Raw genomic sequence first — 24,139 nt, 5'->3', positions numbered from 1 at the left:
TTTGTCCTAACTGAGAGAATACGGACGGTGGATAAGCGATCGAAGAGAATCCATTTCCAAATAAAAATGGACTATACTTCCGATGATCAATAGAGCCGGAGACCGCACTTCCTTTTCCTTCGCGATCCATTGAATATTACCCAAGGTTCCGGTGATCATTCTTTGCGATTCTAAGGTTGCATTTTCTATAATCGCAACCGGAATCGTCTCCGAATTTCCGTAAGAGATCAAATCATCCACAATCTCTTCTAAAGAATTCAAACCCATATAAACTACGAGAGTTTTTCCTTCACAGGAAAGATTTTTAAAACTCTCTGAATTTTTTCCATTCTTTCCGTGTCCGGATAAATATAAAATTTCTTTAGAATACTCGCGATGTGTCAGAGGAAATCCGAGATGTGCGGCCGCACCGGAAGCGGTCGTGATACCGGCTACGATCTCACATTCGATCCCGAGCGACAAAAGAGATTCTACTTCCTCGCCCACTCTTCCAAAAACGGAAGGATCTCCGCCTTTCAGACGTACTACAACCTTATATTGAAGGGCCATATCGGCGATCTTTTGATTGATCTCTGTCTGTTGGCAACTGTGTTGTCCCAGTCTTTTGCCGACATAGATCAACTCGGTCTTCTTACGGCACATTCTGAGAATTCGAGAAGCGACGAGATCGTCATATAAAACGACGTCCGCTTGGCGAAGAACTTTGACGGCCTTTCTTGTCAGCAATTCAGGATCTCCCGGTCCCGCGCCGACGAGATAAACTTTTCCATAGTTCGGATTCATTTTAAAGTTCCGGCTACGGTCAAATCCGTAAGAGTATTATAATTTAAGAATGCTTTAAAATGTTCCTTCGGAACGTCCGATCCGATTCCATTCGATGTTTCGAGAATATTTTTCGGAGACGGATTGAAATCAGATTTTTTTATTTTTAAACCGACTTCGTTTAACAATTTGGAAGTATAGATAGCGGGAAAGGGTTCGACTTTTCCTTCCAATGTAAAAAAATAACTCTTCTTTCCGGGATTTGAATTGTATAAGTTTAATAACTCGGAAAATATCCAAGGATCGCGAGAAGGCATGTCGCAGGCAAGAACCAGAAAATCCTCACTTGGGTAGAGATCGTGGGTCGAAAGGATGCCGGATATCGGCCCGATGTTTTCGTAGAAATCTTCCACAAATTCCCTATCTAAAATTACTTTAGAGTATTCGGTCCTTTGTTCAGGCCGAATCGAAATCAGACAACCGTCGGTAAACGGAGACAAGGTTTGAATTCTCTCATCGACCCAAAGAATTCCTTCGGTCGAGAGTAATCCCTTGTCTCTTCCCATTCTGCTGGAGTTTCCTCCGCATAGAACGAGTCCTTTCGGCTTTCGTTCCGTCATCGACTCACCTTCAATGGCGTATAACGTTCATGTCCCGTTGCTCCCGCCGCGCAACCCGCACAGTTGAGAGTCCATTCGGAAGTTTGATCGGAGTAAAATTCCTTTTTCCAAATCGGAACTTCGTGTTTGACACGGTCGATGATGTATCGATTGGCTTCGTAAGCTTCTTTACGATGAGAAGAGGCGGTAATTACACAAACAGAAGATTCTTCCGGATAGACCGTTCCCGTTCTATGAACACAGATCGCTTTTTTTAAATGAAAGACTTCGATCGCGTCTTCTAATATTTTCGCGATCATCGGCTCCGCCATCGGCGCGTAAGCTTCGTAAAATAAATGTGTGACTTGTTTGTTCGAGTTCGCGGTATCTCTGGGTTCCCCGCTGAATAACACAACCGCTCCGCAAGAAGGGTCGTGCCCTTGAGAAAGTATTTTGTTTAGATCAATCGGTTCTTCTTGAAGATACATATTAACCTCCGCTCAAAGGAGGAAGAATTAAAACCGTTTCTCCCTCAACTACGATTCGATCGGCTCCAACCATCTTGTCCTGAACCGCCCAAAGAGATACTTCCAGGATCTGACTCGTTTCCGGCTTTTTCTTTCTCATCTCCTCCACCACGTCCAAAACACGAACCGGAGATTCTAAATTTAATACGAAGTCGGATTGAAAGTGATCCTTTAAAATTCCGAATGTTTTTACCGCGACTTCCATCTTCAACCTCCAATCGCCATCATCGTAAGATCGCTTCCCTTAAAACGAACGTCTTGTTTCTGACGCAACGCCAAGATAAGAATCTGTTCCATATCAATTCCTTGTTCCCTGAGCTTCGGCAATGGAAACCCAGTGGAGGAACTTAGACAACCGTAAAGACTTCCCTTGCTGTCCAATCGAAGACGATCACAATCGCTGCAAAAAGGAGCCGACTCGTTTGCGATGATGCCGAAAGAATTTCCGTTTTCAGTATTCCAATAATTCGCGGTGGAAGATAACTTTCTCGCTTGAGGAGTCAGAATTCCGTAGCGCTTTTCCACACGGTCTAAAATTTCTTTTTGAGAAAAGATGGGGATCGTATCCGAATTTTGTAAATAACCCATCTTCATCAACTCCAAAAATCGAGGAAGAATTCCTTTATTCCATGAATATTCAAGAATTGGAATGATCTGATCTTCGTTTTTTCCTCTTACCAAAGTACAATTGATTCTAACCTTTAGTCCGGAATCCACCGCTGCATCAATCCCCTTCAATGTCTGCTTAAAAGCAGAACGTCGACTCATCGTTTGAAAAGATTCCGACGTCATCGCATCCAGAGAAACGTTGATCGAGTCCAATCCCGCGTTCTTTAGATCCGATGCTTGTTTCGAAAGAATCGAACCGTTCGTGGTCAGAGAAATTTGCGGAATTCCTAAATTCTTCAATTCCCGAACGAGAACTTTCAAGTGCGGATAAAGAGTGGGCTCTCCTCCGGTAAGTCTTACCTTTTTTAAATGTAACAAAGAGTGAAGTTCGTGAACGATACGAATCCATTCATTCACTTCCAAAAAAGAATTTGTTCGGGACAAACGGACGTCTTCATCCACGCAGTAGGTACAGGCAAAATTGCAACGATCCAGAAGACTGATTCTTAGAGTTTGAAAACTCCTTCCAAAACCGTCGCGTATCATACACCTTACCCCTTAACTCATTCTTTCGCTACCAAGGAAGAATCGACTGCGAGATAAACCATCCCATCTTCCACTTTCACTGGGAAGGTGCGAACCGTATAAGAATCTCCGGAAATACATTCTCCCGTTTTTAAAGAGAACGATCTCTTGTGCAATGGACAAGCAACCTTCGGTTCCCCTTTCGAGTCTCCAGTAAGTCCTCTTGATAAGACCATATCTCCCGTATGCGGACAGCGATTCTCACAAGCATACCACTCATCTCCTTGTTGGAAATGAAAAATTGCGATTTGTTCGTCTCCAACCTTGGCGCACGTTCCCCCATCTTGGGAGAATTCGGAGACCGGAGCGATTTCGATCCAAATTTTTTCTTCAAACGCTGTTTCCATGAAAACCCCTTCCTCCTCTATGAAACTGAAATTTCTTCTTTTACCCAATCCACAGGACGGATTTGACCGCGCTCTTCGATGAACTGAACGTTTGCATCCGGCTGATCGCTGTTTACAAAGTGTTTGAATTTCTTTTGTTTTTCAGGATCATCCACGACGGCTTTCCATTCGCAGTGGTAACTGTCGACGAGCGTTTGCATTTCGGCTTCGAGTTGTTCGTTGATTCCGAGACGATCGTTGATGATCACGTCTTTGAGATAATCGATTCCGCCTTCTAGTTGTTTGAGCCAAGCCGCGGTGCGAGTCAACTTGTCCGCAGTTCTAATGTAGAACATTAAAAATCGATCGATGTATTTGATGCAGGTGTCTTCGTCGATATCGGCAGCCAACAAGAGCGCGTGCTGCGGTGTAACTCCACCGTTCCCGCCGACATAAAGATTCCATCCTTTTTCGGTAGCAATGATTCCAAAGTCCTTACTCTGCGCTTCGGCACATTCACGAATACAACCGGAAACTGCCGCCTTCAATTTATGAGGAGAACGAATTCCACGATAACGTTCTTCAATACGAATGGCAAAAGACGTACTATCCTGCACGCCGTATCTGCACCAAGTAGAACCCACGCAACTCTTTACGGTTCTCATTGCTTTTCCGTAAGCGTGTCCGCTTTCAAAACCCGCGTCTACGAGATCGCCCCAGATATCCGGAAGGTCTTCCATCCTTGCACCGAGAAGATCGATTCTTTGACCGCCTGTAATCTTGCAATAGAGATTGAATTTTTTTGCAACGGCTCCGATAACGATGAGTTTCTCAGGAGTGATTTCTCCCCCCGGAATTCTCGGAACAACGGAATACGTCCCGCCTCTTTGAATGTTTGCTAAATACTTATCGTTCGTATCTTGGATCTCTCTGTGTTTTTTATGTACGATCGTTTCGTTCCATAAACTCGCGAGAATGGAAGCAACCGCAGGTTTACACGTTTCGCAACCCAATCCTTTTCCACTGCTGGTCAGAACCTCTTCGAACGTTTTCAATTTTTTGACTTTGATCACTTGAAAGAGTTCTTGTCTGGAATAAGCAAAGTGTTCGCAGAGATGCTCGGTAACTACTTTTCCAAGCGCTTTCAATTCTCCTTTGAGAAGAGAGTTTACTTGTGGAATACAACCGCCACAACCGGTTCCCGCTTTCGTACATTCTTTTAAGGAACCCATTTCCAGACAGTCTTGATTTCGAATCGCGCTCAAGATGTCTCCTTTGGAAACATTGTTGCAAGAACAGATCTTCGCTTCATCCGGTAAAGATCCGGCGCCAAACGACGATTCGGCGGAAACGGATCCGACGATAAGACTTTCGGGTTCAGCCGGAAGTTCGATTTTGTTGAGATAGAGAGCGAGAAGATTGCCGTAAGCGCTTGCGTCTCCGACAAGAATTCCGCCCAGAAGCGTTTTGCCGTCTTCCGATACGACCAACTTTTTATAAATTCCGGTAAGAGGATTTTTAAACGCGATCGGAATGTGTTTGGTTTGGCCGAGTGCGTCTCCGAAGGAAGCGACGTCCACTCCGATGAGTTTCAGTTTTGTGGAAAGGTCCGAGCCGGAGTATTGTTTATAAGAATTTTCCGAATTACATAGATTATGCGCTACGATCTCGGCCATCTCGTAACCGGGTGCGACAAGACCGTAAATCATACCGTTATGAAGCGCACATTCTCCGATCGAATAGATTCCTGGAACATTCGTTTCTAAAGAATCGTTCACGAGAATTCCGCCTCTCTCGCCGACGGAGATTCCGGAAGACTTTGCCAATTCGTCTCTCGGTCTAATACCCGCCGAAACTACGAGCATTTCCGTTTCCAAAACGGATCCGTCTACAAATTCCAAACCCGCGATGAAAGAATCGCCAAACGCACGTTTTGTGTTTTTTTCAAGATGAATCGAAACACCCAGTTCTTCGATTTTTGATTTAAGAATCGAGGAGGCCGCTTCATCCAACTGACGAGGCATCAAACGAGAAGCAAATTCGACGACTTCGGTTTTTAGATTCATATCGACGAGAGCCTTTGCGGCTTCCAAACCGAGGAGGCCGCCGCCGAGCACGGTTGCTTTCTGTACAGACTTACCGTATTCTAAAATTTGTTCCAAATCCTCGATCGTACGATAAACAAATACTCCCTTTTTATCAATGCCTTCAAAGGTAGGAACAAAAGGAGCCGAACCGGTTGCTAAAACGAGTTTATCGAAATGATAAGAATCTCCTAAGGACGTTTCGATTTTTTTAGAAGTTGTATCGATCGATATTACCTTTTCTTTCAGGTGTAAGTCGATTTTATTTTCAGAATACCAATTCTCTTTAGAAAGATAGAGCGGGTCAACGGAACGATTGGTAAAATATTCGGAGAGATGAACTCGGTCATAAGCGCGTCGAGGTTCCTCTCCAAATATTAGAATTTCATACTTTTCTGTTCCACCGAGCTCTACCAATTTTTCGGCGAGACGATGTCCCACCATCCCATTCCCAATAATAACCAATTTTTGTTTCGACATTTTTATTTCCCCGAAGAATTTTTCAGCTAAGCGGATTCCATTCCTAAGTCCGTTTTGTCGGGCGCCTTACTCCAGACGTAGAAGTTCGTTCCATATAAGACCGCCGCGGCAATGAGAACAAGAAAAGCTAATACCGTAAATCCCGTTGAATAAGTTCCCCAAGCGGACTTTAAGGAACCCAAAAGATTCGGGACGAGAAATCCTCCGAAACCTCCGAAAGCGCCGACAAAGCCCGTAATAATACCGATGTCCTTTTTAAAACGAGAAGGGACCAATTGAAAGACGGAGCCGTTCCCTAACCCCAAACAAAGCATAAGAAGAACAAACAAAGGTAAGACGATGCTCAAAACCGGAAGTGTTGAAATTCCAAAAAGAATCAGGGAAGCAATGATCAAAACTACGATTAGGACGGAAGCTCCTCCGAATCGATCGGAAAGATAACCGCCAAAAGGACGAACCATACTCGCGCCAATGATACAATAAGTGGTATACAGTCCCGTTGTAACCTTATCTGCTCCGTATTGATCGTAATAAAACATAGGAAGAAAACTTGCGAGTCCGACAAACCCGCCGAAGGTGATGCTGTATAAGAAACTAAAAATCAAAGCATCGCCCGATTTGATAGGCGCAAGATATTCAAGCACAGTCTTACCGGAAGGTTTGATCTTTTCTTCTTTCGCAAAAAAGAAAAAAAATATAAAAACCAAACCCATCGGAATAAGAGCCAATCCAAAAGCGGAGTGCCAACCGTAACTTCGGGCTATGTCCGGGGCAAAAAGAGTTGCGAGGACGGACCCGCTATTTCCGGCGCCAGCAATTCCCATTACCAAACCCTGATATTTTGTGGGATAACTCCGGCTCGCGAGAGGAAGAGCGACCGCAAAACTGGAACCGGCAACACCGAGTAACAATCCGATTGCGTAAACTTCAGTCATTGAATTTCCGAATTGCCATCCCAAAACCAAAGGAATCATCGTAATCAACATTCCAATAAGAGCGACCTTACGAGAACCGTAGCGATCGGACAATAAACCCATCGGAATCCGAAGCAAGGTTCCGCCTAACAACGGTATGGAGACCATTAGACCCTTTTGAGCGGGACTCAACTTAAACTCCTCGGCAAGAAAAACACCCAAAGCCGCGAGAAGCATCCAAACCATAAAACTAAAATCAAAATAAAGAAAAGAGCTAAGTAAGGTTGGAAAGTGACCGGCAGACAAAAATTCTTTAAACTTTTTCATTTATATTTTTCCCTCTATGAATCGAATCCCGATTCGGAGCATATACCTCAATAGAGCAAAAACCGTACCAGCAATAAGTTTTATTCAGATTTCCCTTTTCCGAACGATGTACAAAGGGCAAACCAGGGTTTGGAAGAATCACACTCTACTCCTTTTCAAAAGAATGTAGAACTTTAGAAAAAGAAAATTCACGTCATTCGCTGTTTATAAAATGAACATTCGGTACATTGTTTTATACATTCTTCCTTTTTGCCATCGTTTGAGTAACGCGAGTTTATCATTTCAGTGATATTACAAAAGCTTGAAATCGGAGAATGCAAGTCTCTGTGACAAAGATTCCTCCCTTCAAAGGTTCCTTTCTTTCCTACCCTTTTTATAAAAAAGCACACATCATACATTGGTATCATTCTTGCATAAGAAACGGAGTGAACCATTCAGAAACGTATTCTACCACTTGTTCGTATTGCGGTGTGGGATGTGGGGTGCTCGTACATAAAATTTCGAATTCCGAACTGAAAGTAGAAGGAGATCCAAGTCATCCCGCGAATCGTGGTTTACTTTGCTCCAAAGGAATGAACTTAAACTACTCGGTTCTGGATCGCTCCGATCGATTGACATATCCGATGATGCGAAACGATCGGTTTTCGCCGCAAATCAGAACAGATTGGGAATCGGCTCTCAATCGAGTTTCGAAAGAATTTAAAAGAATCATTCAAGAACACGGACCGGATTCCGTTGGTTTTTATGTTTCCGGTCAATTGTTAACCGAAGAATACTACGTCGTTAATAAATTAGTAAAAGGTTTTTTAGGAACCAATAATATAGATACGAACTCAAGACTTTGTATGAGCTCTGCGGTTGTTGGTTATAAGATGGCTCTTGGCGAAGACAGCGTCCCTATCAGTTATGAAGACATTGAATTGGCGGATTGTTTTTTAGTTGCCGGTGCAAACCCTGCCTGGTGCCATCCGATTCTGTTCCGAAGAATAGAAGCCAGAAAACAATCCGATCCAAACGTAAAACTGATCGTAGTCGATCCAAGGAGGACCGAGAGTTGCGAGGAAGCCGACCTCCATCTACAAATTCTTCCTGGAAGCGATATTCATCTCTTTCACGCAATTGCAAGAATTCTTATCGAGAAGAACCGCATCGATTCTGAATTTTTAAATAATCACACCGAAGGTTTTGAGGAATTAAAGCAAAAAGTTTTTTCAGTAAGTGTCGAAGAATGCGCAAGACATTGTGATATTCCTTACGAACAAATTTACACAGCCGCAGAGATCATCGGAAACTCCAAAGGATTTCTTTCTCTTTGGGCGATGGGACTCAATCAAAGCGTGATCGGAGTCAATAAGAATCTCGCACTCCTCAATTTATCGCTCCTCACGGGTCAGATCGGCAAACCCGGCTCAGGGCCGTTTTCGCTTACAGGACAGCCGAACGCGATGGGCGGTCGTGAAGTGGGTGGACTTTGTAATCTCCTTCCGGCCCACAGAAACTTAGCGGATCCGCAACACAGAGCCGAAGTAGCGCAATTTTGGGGAGTAAATTCCATCCAAGAAAAACCCGGTTACAGCGCGACCGAAATGTTCGAACATCTTCGAAGCGGAAAGATGAAAGCGATTTGGATCATCTGCACCAATCCAACCGTTAGCCTTCCGGATGCTCGTCTCGTCGAATCCGGACTTCGTTTAGCTGAGTTAGTCGTCGTTCAAGATATTTCCAAAGATTCTTCCGCAATTCCTTTTGCGGATGTGATTCTTCCCGCCGCCGGTTGGGCGGAGAAACAGGGGACAATGACAAACTCGGATCGAAGAATTACCTATCTTCCGAAGATTATAGATCCTCCGGGAGAGGCGATGGCGGATATGTGGATTCTCAATCAATTTGCGATTAAGATGGGATTTCATTCTTCTTTTGCTTTCCAAGACGAAGGAGAAGTTTTTGACGAACATTGTCGCTTAACAAAAGGGACCAACATCGATATCGCCGGACTCGACTATTCCATCCTAAAAGAAAGAAGATCGGTTCAATGGCCTTTTCCAACCAGGGATCACGGCGGCACGGCTCGCCTGTTTACGGATCATAAATTTTACAGGCCCAACGGTAAGGCAAAAATTCACGCCGTAGATCCGGAAGATTCTTCCGAAAAAGTAAATTCCGAATTTCCGTTGATCTTAACCACGGGAAGAATTCGAGACCAATGGCATACCATGACTCGTACGGGGAAGGTGCGAAAACTCAACGAACATAGACGCGAACCCTATTTGGAAATTCATCCTATGGATGCAAAGGTAAGAAAGATCTTAGAAGGATCGATCGTGGAAGTTGCAAATGCAAGAGGAACGGTCCGCGTAAGAGCGACAATTAGCGAGGATATCAAAGAAGGTGTCGTGTTTCTTCCGATGCACTGGGGAAAAAAACTCGGAAGAGACGATTCCCGCGCTAACAATCTGACAAGCGGAGCCTTTGATCCTTTTTCAAAACAACCCGGATTTAAAATTTCTGCGGTCAACGTTCATCCATATCGGAAAGAAAAGGAAAAAATTCTCATCATCGGCGGCGGGAATGGAACCCTCGCATTTCTAAAACACTTTCGCGCCTTGGACAGCGAAAGTGAAATCACGGTTCTTTGTAAGGAAAAGAATCCGTTCTACAATCGAATTCTTCTTCCTGATTTGATCAGCGGTGAAAAAAAATTCGACGATCTTATGGGAATCACCGAAGAGGAAATCCAATCTTGGAATTTTAAAATTCTTCCCGATACCGAAGTCTCTCAAATTCATCCGGAAGGAAAAGTCGTCCGAGACGTTCAAGGAAATGTTTATTCTTACAATAAGCTGATTTTTGCAACGGGAAGTTCACCTAACGTTCCAAATACGATCAAAAAGGAAATGGAAGGAATCTTTTGTCTTCGCGCGAAAGAGGACGCTGAAAGAATCAAAGGTTTTTTTGTAAGAGATTCTCATGCTTTGATAATCGGCGGAGGATTGCTCGGCTTGGAAGTCGCGGTTGCATTAAAATCTCTGCATATACGAGTTACCGTTTTAGTTCGTACGGATCGACTCATGTCCAAACAACTGGATCCAATCGCTTCTCAAATTCTAAAAGAGGAAATCGAATCCAGAGGAATCGAAATCATTTTTGAAACCGAAATCGCAAAGATCAAAGGAACTTCTAAGGTTCAAAACGTAAAACTTAACAACGGTCGAATCATCGAACCCGATGGAATCGTTTTTGCTACGGGGACTTCTCCGAATCTTCAATTAGGACTGGCAGCGGGTCTTGATTGCAAACATGGAATTCTGGTAGATCCGTATCTTAGAACTTCCGATCCGGACATCTATGCAATCGGTGAAGTTGCGGAACACGCTTCCGGGCTTTACGGGACGGTAGCTGCAACGGAGGATCAATCGAAGATCGCGGCTCATCATATTTACGGTTACGCGTTTGATTTTTACAAAGGATCGGTTCATTCCAATCTTCTTAAGATTCCGGAATTGGATTTGGTTTCTCTTCGTTTAGCGGAAACCCCGATGGATCTTTCCGAGGGTTCATCCGGAGAATACGAAGAGATCATATTCTTAGATCGTAAAAAAAGAAAATATAAGAAATGTATCATAAAGGCCGATAAGCTGGTCGGGGCCATTTTGATCGGCGACAAATCCAATCTCCAAGAATTTAGAGAATTGATTTCAAGCGGCATCGAACTCGGTGAAAGAAGAGAACAACTTCTCTCCGGAACTGCGACTCCCAGAAAACCGGTGATTGGAAAATTAGTCTGCGCCTGCAACGGTGTCGGAGAAGGAAATCTCTGCGAAGAAATCAAAAACGGAATCAAAACAATAGAGGAACTCGGAAAGATTACGGGTGCGGGAACAGGCTGCGGCAGCTGTCGCCCGGAAGTTTCCAAAATTCTAAAATTAAATTTAGTGAAGAGTGAAAGCGAAAAATGAATTTAAAAAAAACTAATCTTAAAAGGTCTGAAATTGAAATCTCACAAAACAAGGGCATGCGCTCTCTTACTTATTTCTTTCACTTTCCTTTTTTCAACGATCCAGGCGCAGGAAAAAACGGATTCGACGCCGCCTAACGTTCAGAACAACCCGACCCAGACTACGACTCAGCCATCGGTCTCCGAAAAATCCGAGCCGATTCTTCCTAAGGAACACAAAAAAGAACTACCTTGGTTTGAAACGATTAAATTCGGCGGTATGATTCGAATTCGCCCAGAAGCGAAATACAATTATGATTTTGATAAATTCAAAAATGATAATATTTCTTTTGTCGGCGCAAAAGCCCAAATCTGGCTGGAGAAAGATCTCTCCGAAAAAACCAAAGTTCGAATCACGTTACAAGACACGGTTCTCTGGGGAGGTGAAAAGGCTTCGATCACCGGATTGGACACCGCAAACGATAACACAAGACAGTCGGTCGGGGTAAGAGAAGCCTGGATCGAATCGAAGGAGTTAATTGGTCCGATCTCTCTTCAAGCGGGAAGGCAGATTCTAAAATATGGGGACGAGAGACTGGTCGGCTCTTTGGACTGGACGAACGTAGGACGGAGTTTTAACGGATTTCGTTTTAAATTAGATCAAGATCTTTTTTCCTCGCACGCATGGATCATGATCGTTGGAGAACAGGATTCCGATATCGCAGGAAATACAACTTCTCTAGGTAAAAAAAATTCCTTCCCGGCGCAATACAGCTGCCCCGCAAATACGAATATTCCCTGTAAACTTTCGCCGGATATTCAGAAACAACAACAAGGAGATGCTACTTTTACCGGATTTTACAATACGATCAAATTCTCAAAACACTTTCACTTGGATGCGTATTACATCGGCCTTTATAAAAAATGGCTTCCTCAAAATAATTCTGCAATCCTCTTGTTCGCAAATCCGGAAACGATTCCCCGAGATTCGAGATATGATCAACTTCATACGTTTGGCTTCAGAATTTCCAACAAAACGACGAAGGATAAAAAATCGGAGACTCCTCTTGATTTTTCTGTCGAGTATGCAATTCAAACAGGTAGAACCGGTTGGGACGTGACTCCCGGATGGGATTCATTCAACACGAACGTTTCCATAACGGACGCTCTTACCGGACAAACTATTACAAAAAGCTTATACAAGGAAAGACAAGCCTATGACGCTTATGCTTTCGCGTTTGACACGGGTTATACGATCGGATCTTTTCGACTCGGCGCGGAATACAACGTCGCGAGCGGTGATCCGAATCGTAAAGACGGTAAGGTCGCTACATTTTCCAACTTATTTCATTCCAACCATATTTTTTACGGAGAAGCCGATCAGGTAAGCTGGGTCAACATGATCGGTAGGTCAGTAAATCTTACTTGGGACGGGGCCGAAAAGGGAAAATTAAGACTCGCTTATTGGATCGTCGACAAACAAAAGCTCCAAGACGGTTGGTATGATATCGCAGGAACTCTTAAAGAAGGTGCGAGCACCGAATCTTACACAAACGATCGTTTCAAAAATCCCTATTTACAAAGTGAAAAAGGCGCAGAGTCACAAAGAGGCGTCGGTACGCTGGGGAAAAATTTATTCAGAGAAATCGACCTGGTCTATACCCTCAAATACAAGGATATCCTCTGGGCTTTGGGTTATAGTTGGATATTTGCGGGCGACGCGGTTCGCGGAAAAGTAAACGACGATTCGATTTCTCCGGAATTCAGAAAAACAGACTTTTTGCCTCAGGCACAGTTCGCATATCTTTCGATGACGGTCCAATTCTAAATCGGTTTAAAATTCTTACCTAAGAAATCTTCTTAAATCATCTCTTGTTTAAAATAAAATGAGAGATGATTCTTTTATCCTTCGATCCTATATAAGAATTTTTGAAGCTTCTTAAACGAACATAAAGGTCGATTCAGGTTAGGATCATCATTCTTTCCTTGTCGTTTTGTTAAATGAATTCGAAAAAGGAAACTTCATCCTTTGTTTTCTTGTTGTAAAAATAGGCCGTTTTTAAACTGTAGTTAATACAGCGTGTCTTATCTACGCAGAGACACAAAATATCTCCTGATTCCAGCCTTCCTCTCGTTTTAATTGGCTTTTTGATCTTCCGGATAGTTCATCTTGAAAATTCAAAGTATTAGAGGTTCCCGGAATATGGGATGATCCAATACTTTAAAAGGAACATCTATGAAGAAACTCAAGTTTAGCGAACTAAACTTATCCGCCGAAATCCAAAATGCAATTGCAGAAATGGGCTTTGAGGAAGCCTCTCCGATCCAATCAGACGCAATCCCAGTCATCTTAAAAGGAAAAGACATTATCGGACACGCACAAACCGGCACAGGTAAAACGGCGGCGTTCGCAATTCCAACAATCGAAATGTTGGAAGTGAATTCTAAAAGTCTACAAGCATTGATCCTTTGTCCGACCAGAGAACTTGTAATCCAGGTCAGCGAACAATTTAGAAAGCTGATGAAATACAAAGGAAACTTCGAAGTTGTTCCGATTTACGGCGGTCAAGAAATCGACAGACAATTACGAGCTCTCAGAAAAAACCCACAGATCGTAATCGCGACGCCTGGAAGAATGATGGACCACATGAGACGCGGTTCTCTTCGTTTGGATGAAATCAAAATCGTAGTCCTCGACGAAGCGGACGAAATGTTGGACATGGGGTTTAGAGATGATATGGAAATTATTCTCAAAGACACTCCTGCCCAACGTCAGACCATCATGTTCTCCGCGACCATGACCGACGACATTTTGAACATGATGAAACGTTTTCAAAAAAGTCCTCAGATCATCGACGTGACTCATCAAAAACTTAGCGCTCCTAAAATCGAACAAATCTATTTCGAAATTCAAGAAAGTGCGAAAGGCGAAGCCCTCGCGAGATTGATCGAACACAGAAATATCAAACTTGCGCTCGTTTTTTGTAACACAAAGGCGCAAGTCGATACGTTAGTCGAATTATTAAAATCACGCGGTTACTTTGCGGAAGGTCTTCACGGAGATCTCAATCAAAAACAAAGAGATAAGGTAATGAACGGGTTTCGTAACGGAACCGTCGAAATTCTCGTCGCGACCGACGTAGCCGGAAGGGGAATCGACGTAAACAACGTTGAGGCCGTTTTCAATTACGACCTTCCGAGAGACGGGGAAGACTACGTTCATAGAATTGGAAGAACGGGAAGAGCCGGTAAAAAAGGAATCGCATTTTCGTTTATCGTTGGAAAACAAATCTACAATCTTAAAAAGATTGAACGCGCCAACGGAGTAAAAATCGAACCCGGAAAAATTCCAACGTTAGACGACCTTGAAGAAACAAAAATTCATTCGTACACAGCGAAGATCCGGGGTCTTGTCGATGCGGGGCATTTGAGCGAATACGTAAACCAAGTAGAAAGATTGATGGGAACCGAATATACCGCTCTTGATATCGCGGCCGCTCTTTTTAAACTCACAATTCACAAAGAAAGCGGGACCTTCGATCCGAGCGTTAAGTTCGAAGCAGAGCAACGTTTTGACGACAGAAAACCGTCCCGCAAGTCCGGAGGTTATAATCGTGACAGAGGTTATTCCGGAAGACCGAGCGGAGGTGGCGGCGCCGGCGGGGGCTCTCGTTCCAAGTTCGGTGGAAGTGGAGGCAGCGGAAGAAGCGGCGGCGGGGACCGAAGCAAAAAATCCGGCCCTCCTCCTTACAAAGCAAAGAAGAAGTAAGAATTTCTAAATTAGAAAAGACTCTTAAAAAACCTCGTCCGGCAAGACGGGGTTTTTCTTTTTAGGAGTTCCTACGAAAGAAATCTTCTCTGATTTTCGGTCATAAAAGAAAGAATTTTCAGAAATCCCAATGGCTATAGTCCAGTCCGATGCCAAGTCTTTTTCAGACTTCCGTAGTTTGTCGGAACAAATTGATAAGAGCTGTCCCACAACTTCGGAATGTGGGAACTCCAACGAGAATCGAACAGTTACCAAGGCTACAGATAAAGTCGATAAAGCCCGAAGACCTAATTAGCGGGGAATTCCGGCGTTCTTGATTATGCCGCCTACTATTATATCAGATCAAAAGCCTTTTTTTAAAGGTTTCAGGAAAAGTTCTAAATCGAAAATCCTCTCAAAATCTCAAAACACCTTTCAGAATATGAAATCCCCGAAATTCATATTCGTATTAAAATTCTCCTTTGAAGCAAACGATTGTTGCCGAAGATTTAAGAAGAATCCCAATCTTTCACAAACGATTCAAGAATATGATCCGGCCACGACTTCTTATATTTTCAAAATTTCTCATCCTTCTCTTCATTTTTTGGATCGGGACGGAATCGACCGGACTCTTTTCCCAAGACCAAGAAGACCAGTCCCTCAACTTAAGAATGGTTCCTTTTTGGAAAGGAGAAGTGGAAGCCGTCTATCGAGGAAAGGGTAAAGTAAAAATTCGAATTCGAAGAGGATCCGTTTTTTACGGAAAGGAAGAGGAAGAAATCAAAGCCATTCTCGCCCGAAGAACCGAGTATCCGGTTTTACAGACCAATCCTGAAAAGGAGATCGGTTCGTTCTCAATTAGACAAATCTCCGTCGCTTATCAATCGACTTCTCGAGGAAGAAAAGCGAACGAGGTAGAACTTTTCGGATCCTTTACCGCAAACGCGGGTATTCCGGAAAATCTTCTTACGGCGGGAACGTTTATCCAAGACTACAAACAAGAAGTCGCCTACGTGGAACCGGGAGCTTTTTTTACGGATGAAAGAAGAAGAACCAGACCGACAAAACAACTCAGACATCCGAAAGATGGAAAGGAAATGGTTCTCGTTTCAGGCGGATACGAACAAAACGGAGAATTGTTTTACGAATCCATGGGATTTTTCCTTCATGGACAAGGAAACGACGCATCTGAAGACAGTTATAACCCATTCTATTTTAAACCGGATCGTGGGAATTTACAAGACGTCTCTTCGTTTTACATCGATAAGTATGAAGTTACAAATCAAGAATATTCAAAATTCTTAAAGGAAACTAACAATCCCACTCCTCCGCACTGGCCGAACGGAACCTATCCTTCCGGAAAGGAACATCATCCCGTAATCGGTCTTACATATAGGGAAGCCGAAGCTTACGCACGCTGGTCCGGAAAACGTTTACCCACGGAGATGGAATGGGAAAAGGCCGCAAGGGGAACGGGAATCACTTGGATGATCAACCGCGACGAATCCTATTCTTTCAATCCCAATCCTTTAGAATATCCTTTCGGAAACGATTTTGATCCTGTTCTCTGCAATACGATCGAAAGCAAACGAATGGATACAATCGGAGTTTATGAACTCGCAAAAAAATCGGCAAGCCCATACGGAGCAATCGGGATGTGTGGAAACGCCGCCGAATGGACAAGTTCGGATTACCTTCCCTACAAAGGACATTCTATCAAAAGAAACGCGTTTGGAAAAATGCACAAAGTGATTCGCGGCGGTTCCTTTGCTTCCACAAAGGAAGAATCCACAACATATCATAGATCTTTTGGCGGAATTCCGAATTTGAAAACGGATCGTAGGGCCGGCATCCGTCTTGTCTGGGATCTTTCCGGAAGATAAAGTTAAGTCACTCTAACCCTTCTCAAAAGTTTATCTAACAATGAGGGTGAGAATCTGCTCACCCAAAGGGCAAACAACTCTCGAAATTGCGAAGGATAACAATCCCTTTTTCCCAATTCAATCGCTTTCAAAATTTGATTCGCGACAACTTCGGTGGAAAGCCCGTTCTTAATTCCTTCATCCATAATCCCATAGGCAGATCCGTTTGAAGACAACGCTTTCACGGAAATATCAGTTTTGACGTATCCCGGAGAAACCGTCATAACGTGTATTCCGCTCTCGAAAGTTTCTAGACGAACGCTGTCCATAAACGCCTGAACTGCGTGTTTACTAGCCGCGTAACCGGAACGATATTGTGTGGAAAATCTCCCTTGTAGCGAAGAGACCGCCACAAAATGCCCCTGATTCTGCCTAAGCTCCGCTTCGCAAAGTTTGAAAAGATGAACCAGAGGATAAAAGTTTACGTCCATTAGACTTTCATAAACTTTTATCTCGGTTTCTCTTGCGAGCGCCCGCATACTAATGCCTGCGCTATGAACGATTCCGTCGATTCGCCGAACTCTTTTCCTAAAATCTTCCGTGATTTTTTTAAGCTGAGAAGAATCCGAGACGTCACCTGGAAGAGGAATGATTTTTTCCGGATAAGCAGCTTCGTTTTTTAGTTCTTTTAAAAGTTCCTTTCTCCGAGCAAGAGCGCCGACGATGGCGCCCCTTTTGTTGAGTTCCAAGACGAGCGCCTTTCCGATTCCGGAACTGGCTCCCGTCACCATAAATGATTTTTCTAAAAAGAAGGAAGTCATATCTAAGCCGGACTGAAGATACCAGAAAAGATAAAAAAAGCAAATGAAAATAAGTCTAAAAAATTCTTTAGGGAATCGACTGTTTTAAAAAGATGAACCAATAAGAATTTAGGGCATACTTTTGTTAGAAAGGATTCTTTCGAATATTGCGAGGTTAGTATGAATATGCTGCAGGAAATCAAAGACAGAATTCGTTTTAGAAACACGGATTTTCAGAGAAACTATGAAAGCCGATACTATTGGTTTCCGGAAGAATCGCCTCCCTTCTGCGTGATAGAAGTAAATCAGTATGATCCGTATCACGATATGACACTTTATCTCGAAGTGGACCTAACTACGATGAAAATCAAAAAATCCGGAGTGGAGGAAAAAAGGGTTCCTTACGAAACCTGTCCCGTGGCGATCCGAAATTATGATTATTTAGTCGGCGAAGAAATGTCCTATTCGAAACTCATGAATCGTTTTCCCGCGGATAAAACGTTGGGTTGTCTTCATATCAACGAATTGATTCAGAATGCCGCGATGAATTTCCATTCCGCATACGCTTTCTATTTAAAAGAAAGAAACTTTCCGGCACAATTCGACGAATATAAAATGTATGAAGGTGATCTTCCCGCTCGAGAAAGAAGGGAAATCGGACGGCACTGGTGGATGAAAGACAGAGGAGTCAAAAATTCCTGTTATTCGTTTTCTTCTCGTCACGAAAAACCGGAACTCAAAGAACAAGTGAAACATCTTGACAGCATCACTGCAATGATGGTAAAAGAATTCAAGAAGTCGAGAAAAGATGGACCTTAAGAGAGTATGTCCGGTTTGCCTTCAAATCTCCGAAGTAGTGTATGTCCACGGACATGGACAATGCAGCCTTTGTAAAACAAACACCGAACCCTGTTGTTCGGGAGATTGTAGCGAGGATTCTTCTTTTTTCGAATGGAATCAGTCCGCCCGCTTAGCTCAGGGGTAGAGCATTTCCCTCGTAATGAAAAGGTCGCCGGTTCAATTCCGGCAGCGGGCTATTTCTAAAACTCTTGCCCTATCCTTTCCGATCTTCACTGTGTCCAACGGATGGCCCATTTAATTCTAATTCCGATTTGCATTTTTGCCGGTTGGCTTCTCAAACGCAGCGGAATTCTTCCGGAGAACTCGGCCCAGGTTTTAGGAAGTTTTGTGATTTATGTTTCGCTTCCCTCCCTCATCTTAGCGAACGTTCCGTCCATACTTTTGGAATTTTCTTTTATCTATTTAGCGTTGATGCCTTGGCTGGTGTTCGGAATTTCCATCGTATTTTTTTATTTCGCCGGTCGATTCTTCCATTGGACTTCCGAGACTAGGATCTCAGTTACTCTTTGTTGCGGACTAGGAAACACATCCTTTGTCGGACTTCCGGTGCTCAGAATGTTCTACGGAGAAGAAGTCACGAGCGCAGTCCTGATCGCGGACCAATTCGGAACCTTTCTTTGTCTTGCAATCCCCGGTTTTCTTTTAGCGGTAAGATATCTTCCCGAAAATAAAAAGAAAAATGATCCAAAGCTCTTCGAGTCCATTTTGAAGAGACTCTTTACTTTCCCTCCGTTTCTTGCTTTACTTTTTTCGTTTTTCCTAAGACTTTTCACAATCCCGGAAGCGATCCATTCCGTGTTTAAAACTTTAGGAGAAACATTGGTCCCAATTGCCTTATTTACGGTCGGGTTTCAGCTTCGGTTTTCGGATCCTGATTCCCAAGAAAAGGAATCGGAATCTTCCTTTGGAACCGCTCTTTTGACCGGACTGATTTATAAATTGCTTTTTGCGCCGATTTTAATATTCCTTTGCTATTTTTTTCTGAAAGTAAACCCGAAACATATAAGGATTGCTGTTTTGGAAGCGGGAATGGCGCCGATGATTACAGCTTCGGTTGTAGCCCTTCAGATGGGATTTAGACCGGTACTTTCTGCCGCATTTCCGGGAATCGGACTTTTGTTTTCCATTCCGACTTTGTTTTTATTTTACTCTTTTTTGGAGAATTTTTTCTGAGTGATTTTTCTGAATCTCTAATCGACCTTTTTTCCGCAGTCAAAACCGGAAAGAATGAAGAAATCAAAAGACTTCTTTCAGAAATGGAAGGAGAACAAATTCTTATCGATTGGTTGAAAGATTATAGGGATAACTACGGTTCCGGAGTTCTTTCCTGGGCGGTGAAAAATTTAGACTTGGAAGCGATCGAAATTCTTTTGAAAGCGGGCGCCGATCCGGACGAAGCAAACTCTCGTGGTGAAACCCCTTTACTCATATCTCTGGATCTTGGAAACGAAGACTTGATAAGAACGTTTTTGGAAGCCGGCGCCGATTGTGGTAAGAAAGATTTTGCAGGTAACACGCCTCTTACTAAGGCAGTGAGTACGGGGAACGTAGAGATCGTAGAATTGGTTTATGAAAACGAAGAACCGCGTCCGGACTTGGAAGAAAGAAACGGAGAAGGATATTCCCCGTTGTTGCTTGCGGTCGATCTCGGACATCTTTCGATCGTAGAATATCTTTTGAATCAGAACGCCGATTTTTTAAAGAAGAATTCGGAAGGAAGGACCATTCTTCATCTCACTTCTCTTCACAATGATTTTGAAATCTTGGATTTATTTTTGGAAAAAGAGGAAAGCAAATCCATTTTAGAAAATCGTGATGCGGACGGAAACACTGCCCTTTTACTCGCAGCTTCTCACGATAGCGTAGAATGTCTCGAAAGGCTTCTAAAAATCGGGGCCGATCCTTTGAAAGTAAATACTTCCGGAAAAACCGGTTTGGAAGAAGCCGAAAGACAGAAATACCACCACGCCGTAAAAATTCTCAAAAAGATTCTTGTGGAAAGACTTTTCGAAGCCGCAAAAGTCGGAGACGAAAATCTTTGTAAAACGATTCTCGGCCTTGAAATTTCTCCGAACTCGATCGACCTAGAAGGAAATACCCCGCTTCATATCGCCGTAATGAACGAAAGGATCGGAATCGTCAAATTCCTGTTCGGCGAAAACGCATCCCCATTTTTAAAAAATTTAGACGGGAAGTCGACTTTGGATCTTGCCAGAGAATCGGAAAATAAAGAACTGCTTCTAATTCTGGAACCGGAACCCGAGAAAGAATAAGTTTTGTTTCCCGGAAGGAAATTCCGATTCCTCATAGATCGAAAACATTTTGTTAGATCTAAATTGGTGCTAAAATCCTTTTTGCAAAAAGATTTCAACTTCGGCCGCTGTAAAAGTATTGAAAAAAAATTTTCCGTTTTGAAAATTCCCAAAAATTAAAATCTTCCATTTCAACCTAAAAAGAAACCGCTTACAATATTCAAGGTGGCTGGTGATAAAAAGTTAGAGTTCCCACGGATAATGTATCTTTAGAGATAAATGGCTTTTGTAAAAAACCTCTCCAGTTTCATTCTTATGGGAGTTCCTACGTTCCGTTGGTTTTAAGAGAATTTCTTTTTTCAGAGATAGGAATTCTCAAAACTTCTTTATCAATAAATCCAAAAGTTCGGAGGGATTTTCCGAAACGATCAAAGCTTCTTTTGTAGTGGAATCCATAAAACCGTCTTTGACCATTCTATCCAGTTGTTTGAGAAGATGATCGAAATAACCTTCCGTATTCAATAAACCCAAAGGTTTTCTGATGAGTTTGAGCTGATTCCAAGTCGTGATTTCCACGAGTTCGTCCAACGTTCCAATTCCTCCGGGGAGCGCGATAAAACCGGCGGACCTCTCATACATTCTAAACTTTCTTTCGTGCATCGAAGATACGATCATGATATCTTTTACACGATCGTGTTTGATTTCTTTTAACGTTAGAAAGTCGGGAATAATTCCGGAAACCGATCCTCCATTGTCCATCACCGCATCCGCGATCGTTCCCATAAGTCCGCAAGACGCGCCCCCATAGACCAGATCCAGATTCTTCTGTACGAGCAAGGCCCCTAACTCCCGAGCGACTTTTGAATAAACGGGATTGTTACCGTTTCGGGAACCGCAAAAAACACAAACTGCTGACTTGGTAAAATTCATACTCTCTCTTTTTTATTCTATTGCATAAGACTTTTAAGAATTCGAATTCATTTTTTATTTTTATTTCCGTTTTCAGTGAGCGGAACCAAAGGACGCGACTTCCATACGGAAAAATTCTAATTTTAAACTTCCTTCCACGCATCGGTAATTTTTTTGATTTTATGAAGTTTCAAATTTACCGGTATAAAAGATAAAATTTTAAAATATAAAAATCACCGAAGAGAAACCTTAGATTTTAAATCCGTAACTTCCGATTTAAAATTTGGAATGATTCCTAAGATCCTCCAAAGGTCGATAAAAATAGGAGAGACTCTTATCCATCAAAACGTCCAGCTAGGCGAAAAATCGGAGCGCTCATCCAAAGCCTATAGAGAAAGCTAAAAAAAACCTTTGGGAAATTCGGTCCATCTCTAAGGTCATTCTATTTCTTTATTGTACGAAGAAGAATTTTGTAGTGTTTTTCTTTTTCGTCTTTTAGGAAAAAAATGTTTGAATTTCGAATTCTATCGTCTTATCTAATTCACACTCGAAAAATATATGAAGAACCAAACGCAAAGCCTAACAACTTTTATTTTATTCCTTCTGTTCGTTTCCCTTTCGTCGGGAATTCTCGCTCAAGCCAAAACGCCTCCCCTAAGTCCTGACCAATTGGACAAGGAAGCGGATGAACTCGAAGCAAAAACCGGAAGAGTTCAGGATCCTGTGACAAGACAGAGGCTGATTTTAGAAATTCAAAGAAAAAGAACGGAAGCCGCCGAATTAAGAAATACGCTCCACGAACAAGAGCTCAACAAAGCCCCCAAAGGGGCCACATTCGAAATCGGAGTCCTTTTTAATCAGGCGACTTGGGTTCCGGAATCGTTAGCAAGAAGACAAAACGTTTCCGCAAACGAAACCAATTCTTTTCTTTTTACTTCGGGGACATACCGAAGCATTAATTCAGCGGCCGCCGTAGGAGGTTTTGACGCACATCTCATCAATAACACCGGAAGTTTCTATTCGAGCCCTCAGGGAAATACGAAGACCGCTTACCCTATACGTTTTTTATTCTTAACCGAATCCAAAAAGTTCGGCGTGGAAGCGACTTTCTTAGATCTGAGAATCAATCCCACTTTTTCATCGATCAATATCAATCCAACCTCCGGAAACTTAAACCAATCCTATAGCATTTACGGACCACAATTGAGAAGAACAGACATCCAACTCAATCTTCTCTATTTTTTTGAAACCGGTTCCGGAACCAGAATTGGACCTTCTTTGGGAATTCGAAATTTGGATACGTATTCGAAAGAATACGGAAATCTTCCGGGTGGTTCAGGTTTTGGAAACATGGAGGAAAAAGCGGGGGGGCTCGGACCACAGATCGGATTTCGAATCGTAAAAAAACTGAATTCGTATTTTCAGTTTCACGCAAGCGCAGACTACTTTAAAACATTGGGAAAATATCATCTTAAAACCAACGGAACGACAAATTATAACGGAGTTCAGAATTTTCTCGTGACCGAAACCGCGGGGTCAGCCGGGGAAAATCTTGTGAAAAGAACAGGCTATCAATTGGACACGGGGCTTTCTTTTTCTAGAACGAGCTGGTTAAAGTTTACATTCGGTTTTCAATACACGGAGATGAGATCTTCAGTTTCCGGCTACAACTACAACGCTTCTCTTTTAATTCCAGACTTAATCAGCTCCACCGCTTTGAATACGATCACGAAACCGGCGGACTTGACATCTACAAGACCGGCCCTGGAAAAAGAGGTCGTAGATTCTTATTACGGATTTTATTTGGGGGTTTCTTTGATCTTGTAAAAAGGATTGGAGAATTCTAAGATCGAAAAAGGAAAAATTTTCAGTGCAGATCGACGTCGGAACTCCGAACTGCACCGAATTCAAATTCTGATAAGAATCCGAATTTATTTCACGGGAACAGGAGCCAGTTTCAACCAACCGGCTTTTTCAATGAGCGCGAACGCCCCGAAAAGAACCGAAGTATAAAAAAGATCTCCCAACAAACCGTTTGGAAAGAACGGAATCGCCATAATGTAACATTGGACAAACCCGCTTAGATCCAAAGTATACATTCCCGAAGTCAGCCAAACGAAAAAGTTTGTTACCGCAAAGAAGGCTACAGATCCGATTACGGAAGAAAGAGCGATTCTTCCAACGGACAAAGAAGCGCGCAACTGCCAACCCATAACAACAAGCAATAAGGACATTCCGTAAACGACCGGCATCAGATCATGAAACCCAATGATCAAATCGCTTATTAACAGAGCGAGGATGGGAAGAATCAGAGATAATTTTTTGGAAGCAAAATGAGCCCCCGCAAAAAGAGAAATCGCGAGAATTGGCGTAAAATTAGCCGGGTGTGGAAAATAGCGACTGGCAACCGCGATCAGAATGAGTGAAAGAACGATAAGACTTTTTGAACGTATCATAGAGCGCCTAGAAAGTATTTTTTATTACTATACTCGTTTTTTGCGGTTCCCGTCAATCCAATCCCGAGCCAAAGCGCCCGAAAAGACGTGCGATTTGCGCTCCT

At 42.9% G+C, this 24,139-nt stretch carries 18 protein-coding genes, 1 tRNA gene and 1 pseudogene; 9 read left to right on the top strand and 11 right to left on the bottom strand.

Annotation, left to right across the window (positions count from 1 at the left end; genetic code table 11):
• Positions 1 to 6 precede the first annotated feature (6 nt).
• Genes cobA through JWG45_RS10415 form a run of 8 tightly spaced genes read right to left on the bottom strand, consistent with a single transcriptional unit; the run spans position 7 to position 7,213 of the window.
• Positions 7 to 783: a uroporphyrinogen-III C-methyltransferase gene (cobA, locus tag JWG45_RS10450; protein WP_205279680.1), complete on the bottom strand. Its 777-nt coding sequence runs from the start codon at positions 781 to 783 to the stop codon at positions 7 to 9.
• Positions 780 to 1,382 carry a molybdenum cofactor guanylyltransferase gene (locus tag JWG45_RS10445; RefSeq protein ID WP_205279679.1) on the bottom strand — a complete coding sequence of 201 codons (603 nt, stop codon included), beginning with the start codon at positions 1,380 to 1,382 and terminating at the stop codon, positions 780 to 782. The genes cobA and JWG45_RS10445 overlap by 4 nt, the downstream gene beginning before the upstream one ends.
• The gene (locus tag JWG45_RS10440) at positions 1,379 to 1,849 is read right to left on the bottom strand and encodes a molybdenum cofactor biosynthesis protein MoaE (protein ID WP_205279678.1); all 471 of its coding nucleotides are present in this window, start codon (positions 1,847 to 1,849) and stop codon (positions 1,379 to 1,381) included. Before JWG45_RS10440 ends, JWG45_RS10445 begins: the two co-directional genes overlap by 4 nt.
• A 1-nt stretch (position 1,850) precedes the next feature.
• On the bottom strand, positions 1,851 to 2,093 hold the full coding sequence (locus JWG45_RS10435; protein ID WP_205279677.1) for a MoaD/ThiS family protein: 243 nt from the start codon (positions 2,091 to 2,093) through the stop codon (positions 1,851 to 1,853).
• Between the two features lie 2 nt (positions 2,094 to 2,095).
• Positions 2,096 to 3,043: a GTP 3',8-cyclase MoaA gene (locus tag JWG45_RS10430; RefSeq protein WP_205279676.1), complete on the bottom strand. Its 948-nt coding sequence runs from the start codon at positions 3,041 to 3,043 to the stop codon at positions 2,096 to 2,098.
• A gap of 17 nt (positions 3,044 to 3,060) precedes the next feature.
• On the bottom strand, positions 3,061 to 3,429 hold the full coding sequence (gene nirD, locus JWG45_RS10425; RefSeq protein ID WP_205279675.1) for a nitrite reductase small subunit NirD: 369 nt from the start codon (positions 3,427 to 3,429) through the stop codon (positions 3,061 to 3,063).
• Between the two features lie 17 nt (positions 3,430 to 3,446).
• A complete protein-coding gene (gene nirB, locus JWG45_RS10420) occupies positions 3,447 to 5,972 on the bottom strand; it encodes a nitrite reductase large subunit NirB (protein WP_205279674.1) in 2,526 nt (841 codons plus the stop codon).
• A gap of 26 nt (positions 5,973 to 5,998) precedes the next feature.
• The gene (locus tag JWG45_RS10415) at positions 5,999 to 7,213 is read right to left on the bottom strand and encodes a nitrate/nitrite transporter (protein ID WP_205279673.1); all 1,215 of its coding nucleotides are present in this window, start codon (positions 7,211 to 7,213) and stop codon (positions 5,999 to 6,001) included.
• Between the two features lie 425 nt (positions 7,214 to 7,638).
• On the opposite strand from JWG45_RS10415, the gene JWG45_RS10410 reads away from it, so the two are divergent.
• From JWG45_RS10410 to JWG45_RS10395, 4 genes and pseudogenes are all read left to right on the top strand, one after another.
• The gene (locus JWG45_RS10410; RefSeq protein WP_332476461.1) at positions 7,639 to 11,169 is read left to right on the top strand and encodes a molybdopterin-dependent oxidoreductase; all 3,531 of its coding nucleotides are present in this window, start codon (positions 7,639 to 7,641) and stop codon (positions 11,167 to 11,169) included.
• Positions 11,170 to 11,202: 33 nt separating this feature from the next.
• Positions 11,203 to 12,975 (top strand): alginate export family protein, encoded by a 1,773-nt coding sequence (locus tag JWG45_RS10405; protein ID WP_205279671.1) that lies wholly within the window; start codon positions 11,203 to 11,205, stop codon positions 12,973 to 12,975.
• A 408-nt stretch (positions 12,976 to 13,383) separates the two neighbouring features.
• A complete protein-coding gene (locus JWG45_RS10400; RefSeq protein ID WP_205279670.1) occupies positions 13,384 to 14,916 on the top strand; it encodes a DEAD/DEAH box helicase in 1,533 nt (510 codons plus the stop codon).
• 626 nt (positions 14,917 to 15,542) lie between these two features.
• Positions 15,543 to 16,778, top strand: a pseudogene (locus JWG45_RS10395) (formylglycine-generating enzyme family protein); the annotation flags it as partial.
• A gap of 2 nt (positions 16,779 to 16,780) precedes the next feature.
• Here the strand turns inward: JWG45_RS10395 and JWG45_RS10390 are convergent.
• Positions 16,781 to 17,578 carry an SDR family NAD(P)-dependent oxidoreductase gene (locus JWG45_RS10390; protein WP_205279668.1) on the bottom strand — a complete coding sequence of 266 codons (798 nt, stop codon included), beginning with the start codon at positions 17,576 to 17,578 and terminating at the stop codon, positions 16,781 to 16,783.
• Positions 17,579 to 17,737: 159 nt separating this feature from the next.
• Between JWG45_RS10390 and JWG45_RS10385 the strand changes: the two genes are divergently transcribed.
• From JWG45_RS10385 to JWG45_RS10370, 4 genes are all read left to right on the top strand, one after another.
• Positions 17,738 to 18,376 (top strand): DUF2889 domain-containing protein, encoded by a 639-nt coding sequence (locus tag JWG45_RS10385; protein ID WP_205279667.1) that lies wholly within the window; start codon positions 17,738 to 17,740, stop codon positions 18,374 to 18,376.
• 145 nt (positions 18,377 to 18,521) lie between these two features.
• A tRNA-Thr gene (locus tag JWG45_RS10380) sits at positions 18,522 to 18,593 on the top strand.
• A gap of 50 nt (positions 18,594 to 18,643) precedes the next feature.
• Complete coding sequence (locus tag JWG45_RS10375) at positions 18,644 to 19,591, top strand: AEC family transporter (RefSeq protein WP_205279666.1); 948 nt, start codon at positions 18,644 to 18,646, stop codon at positions 19,589 to 19,591.
• Positions 19,592 to 19,674: 83 nt separating this feature from the next.
• Complete coding sequence (locus tag JWG45_RS10370; protein WP_232380630.1) at positions 19,675 to 20,691, top strand: ankyrin repeat domain-containing protein; 1,017 nt, start codon at positions 19,675 to 19,677, stop codon at positions 20,689 to 20,691.
• Positions 20,692 to 21,045: 354 nt separating this feature from the next.
• On the opposite strand, the gene JWG45_RS10365 is transcribed toward JWG45_RS10370, so the two are convergent.
• The gene (locus JWG45_RS10365; protein WP_205279665.1) at positions 21,046 to 21,600 is read right to left on the bottom strand and encodes an LOG family protein; all 555 of its coding nucleotides are present in this window, start codon (positions 21,598 to 21,600) and stop codon (positions 21,046 to 21,048) included.
• A 537-nt stretch (positions 21,601 to 22,137) separates the two neighbouring features.
• Here JWG45_RS10365 and JWG45_RS10360 point away from each other — a divergent pair.
• Positions 22,138 to 23,406 (top strand): LA_2444/LA_4059 family outer membrane protein, encoded by a 1,269-nt coding sequence (locus JWG45_RS10360; protein ID WP_205279664.1) that lies wholly within the window; start codon positions 22,138 to 22,140, stop codon positions 23,404 to 23,406.
• 104 nt (positions 23,407 to 23,510) lie between these two features.
• Here JWG45_RS10360 and JWG45_RS10355 read toward each other — a convergent pair whose 3' ends face one another.
• On the bottom strand, positions 23,511 to 24,035 hold the full coding sequence (locus JWG45_RS10355; RefSeq protein WP_205279663.1) for a DUF6580 family putative transport protein: 525 nt from the start codon (positions 24,033 to 24,035) through the stop codon (positions 23,511 to 23,513).
• Between the last annotated feature and the right edge of the window lie 104 nt (positions 24,036 to 24,139).

Origin of the sequence: Leptospira ainlahdjerensis (assembly GCF_016919175.1) — a bacterium.
In the GTDB taxonomy this organism is placed as follows: domain Bacteria; phylum Spirochaetota; class Leptospiria; order Leptospirales; family Leptospiraceae; genus Leptospira; species Leptospira ainlahdjerensis.
The sequence above is the reverse complement of the archived record's forward strand: the minus strand, read 5'-3'. Positions and strand labels throughout refer to the sequence as shown.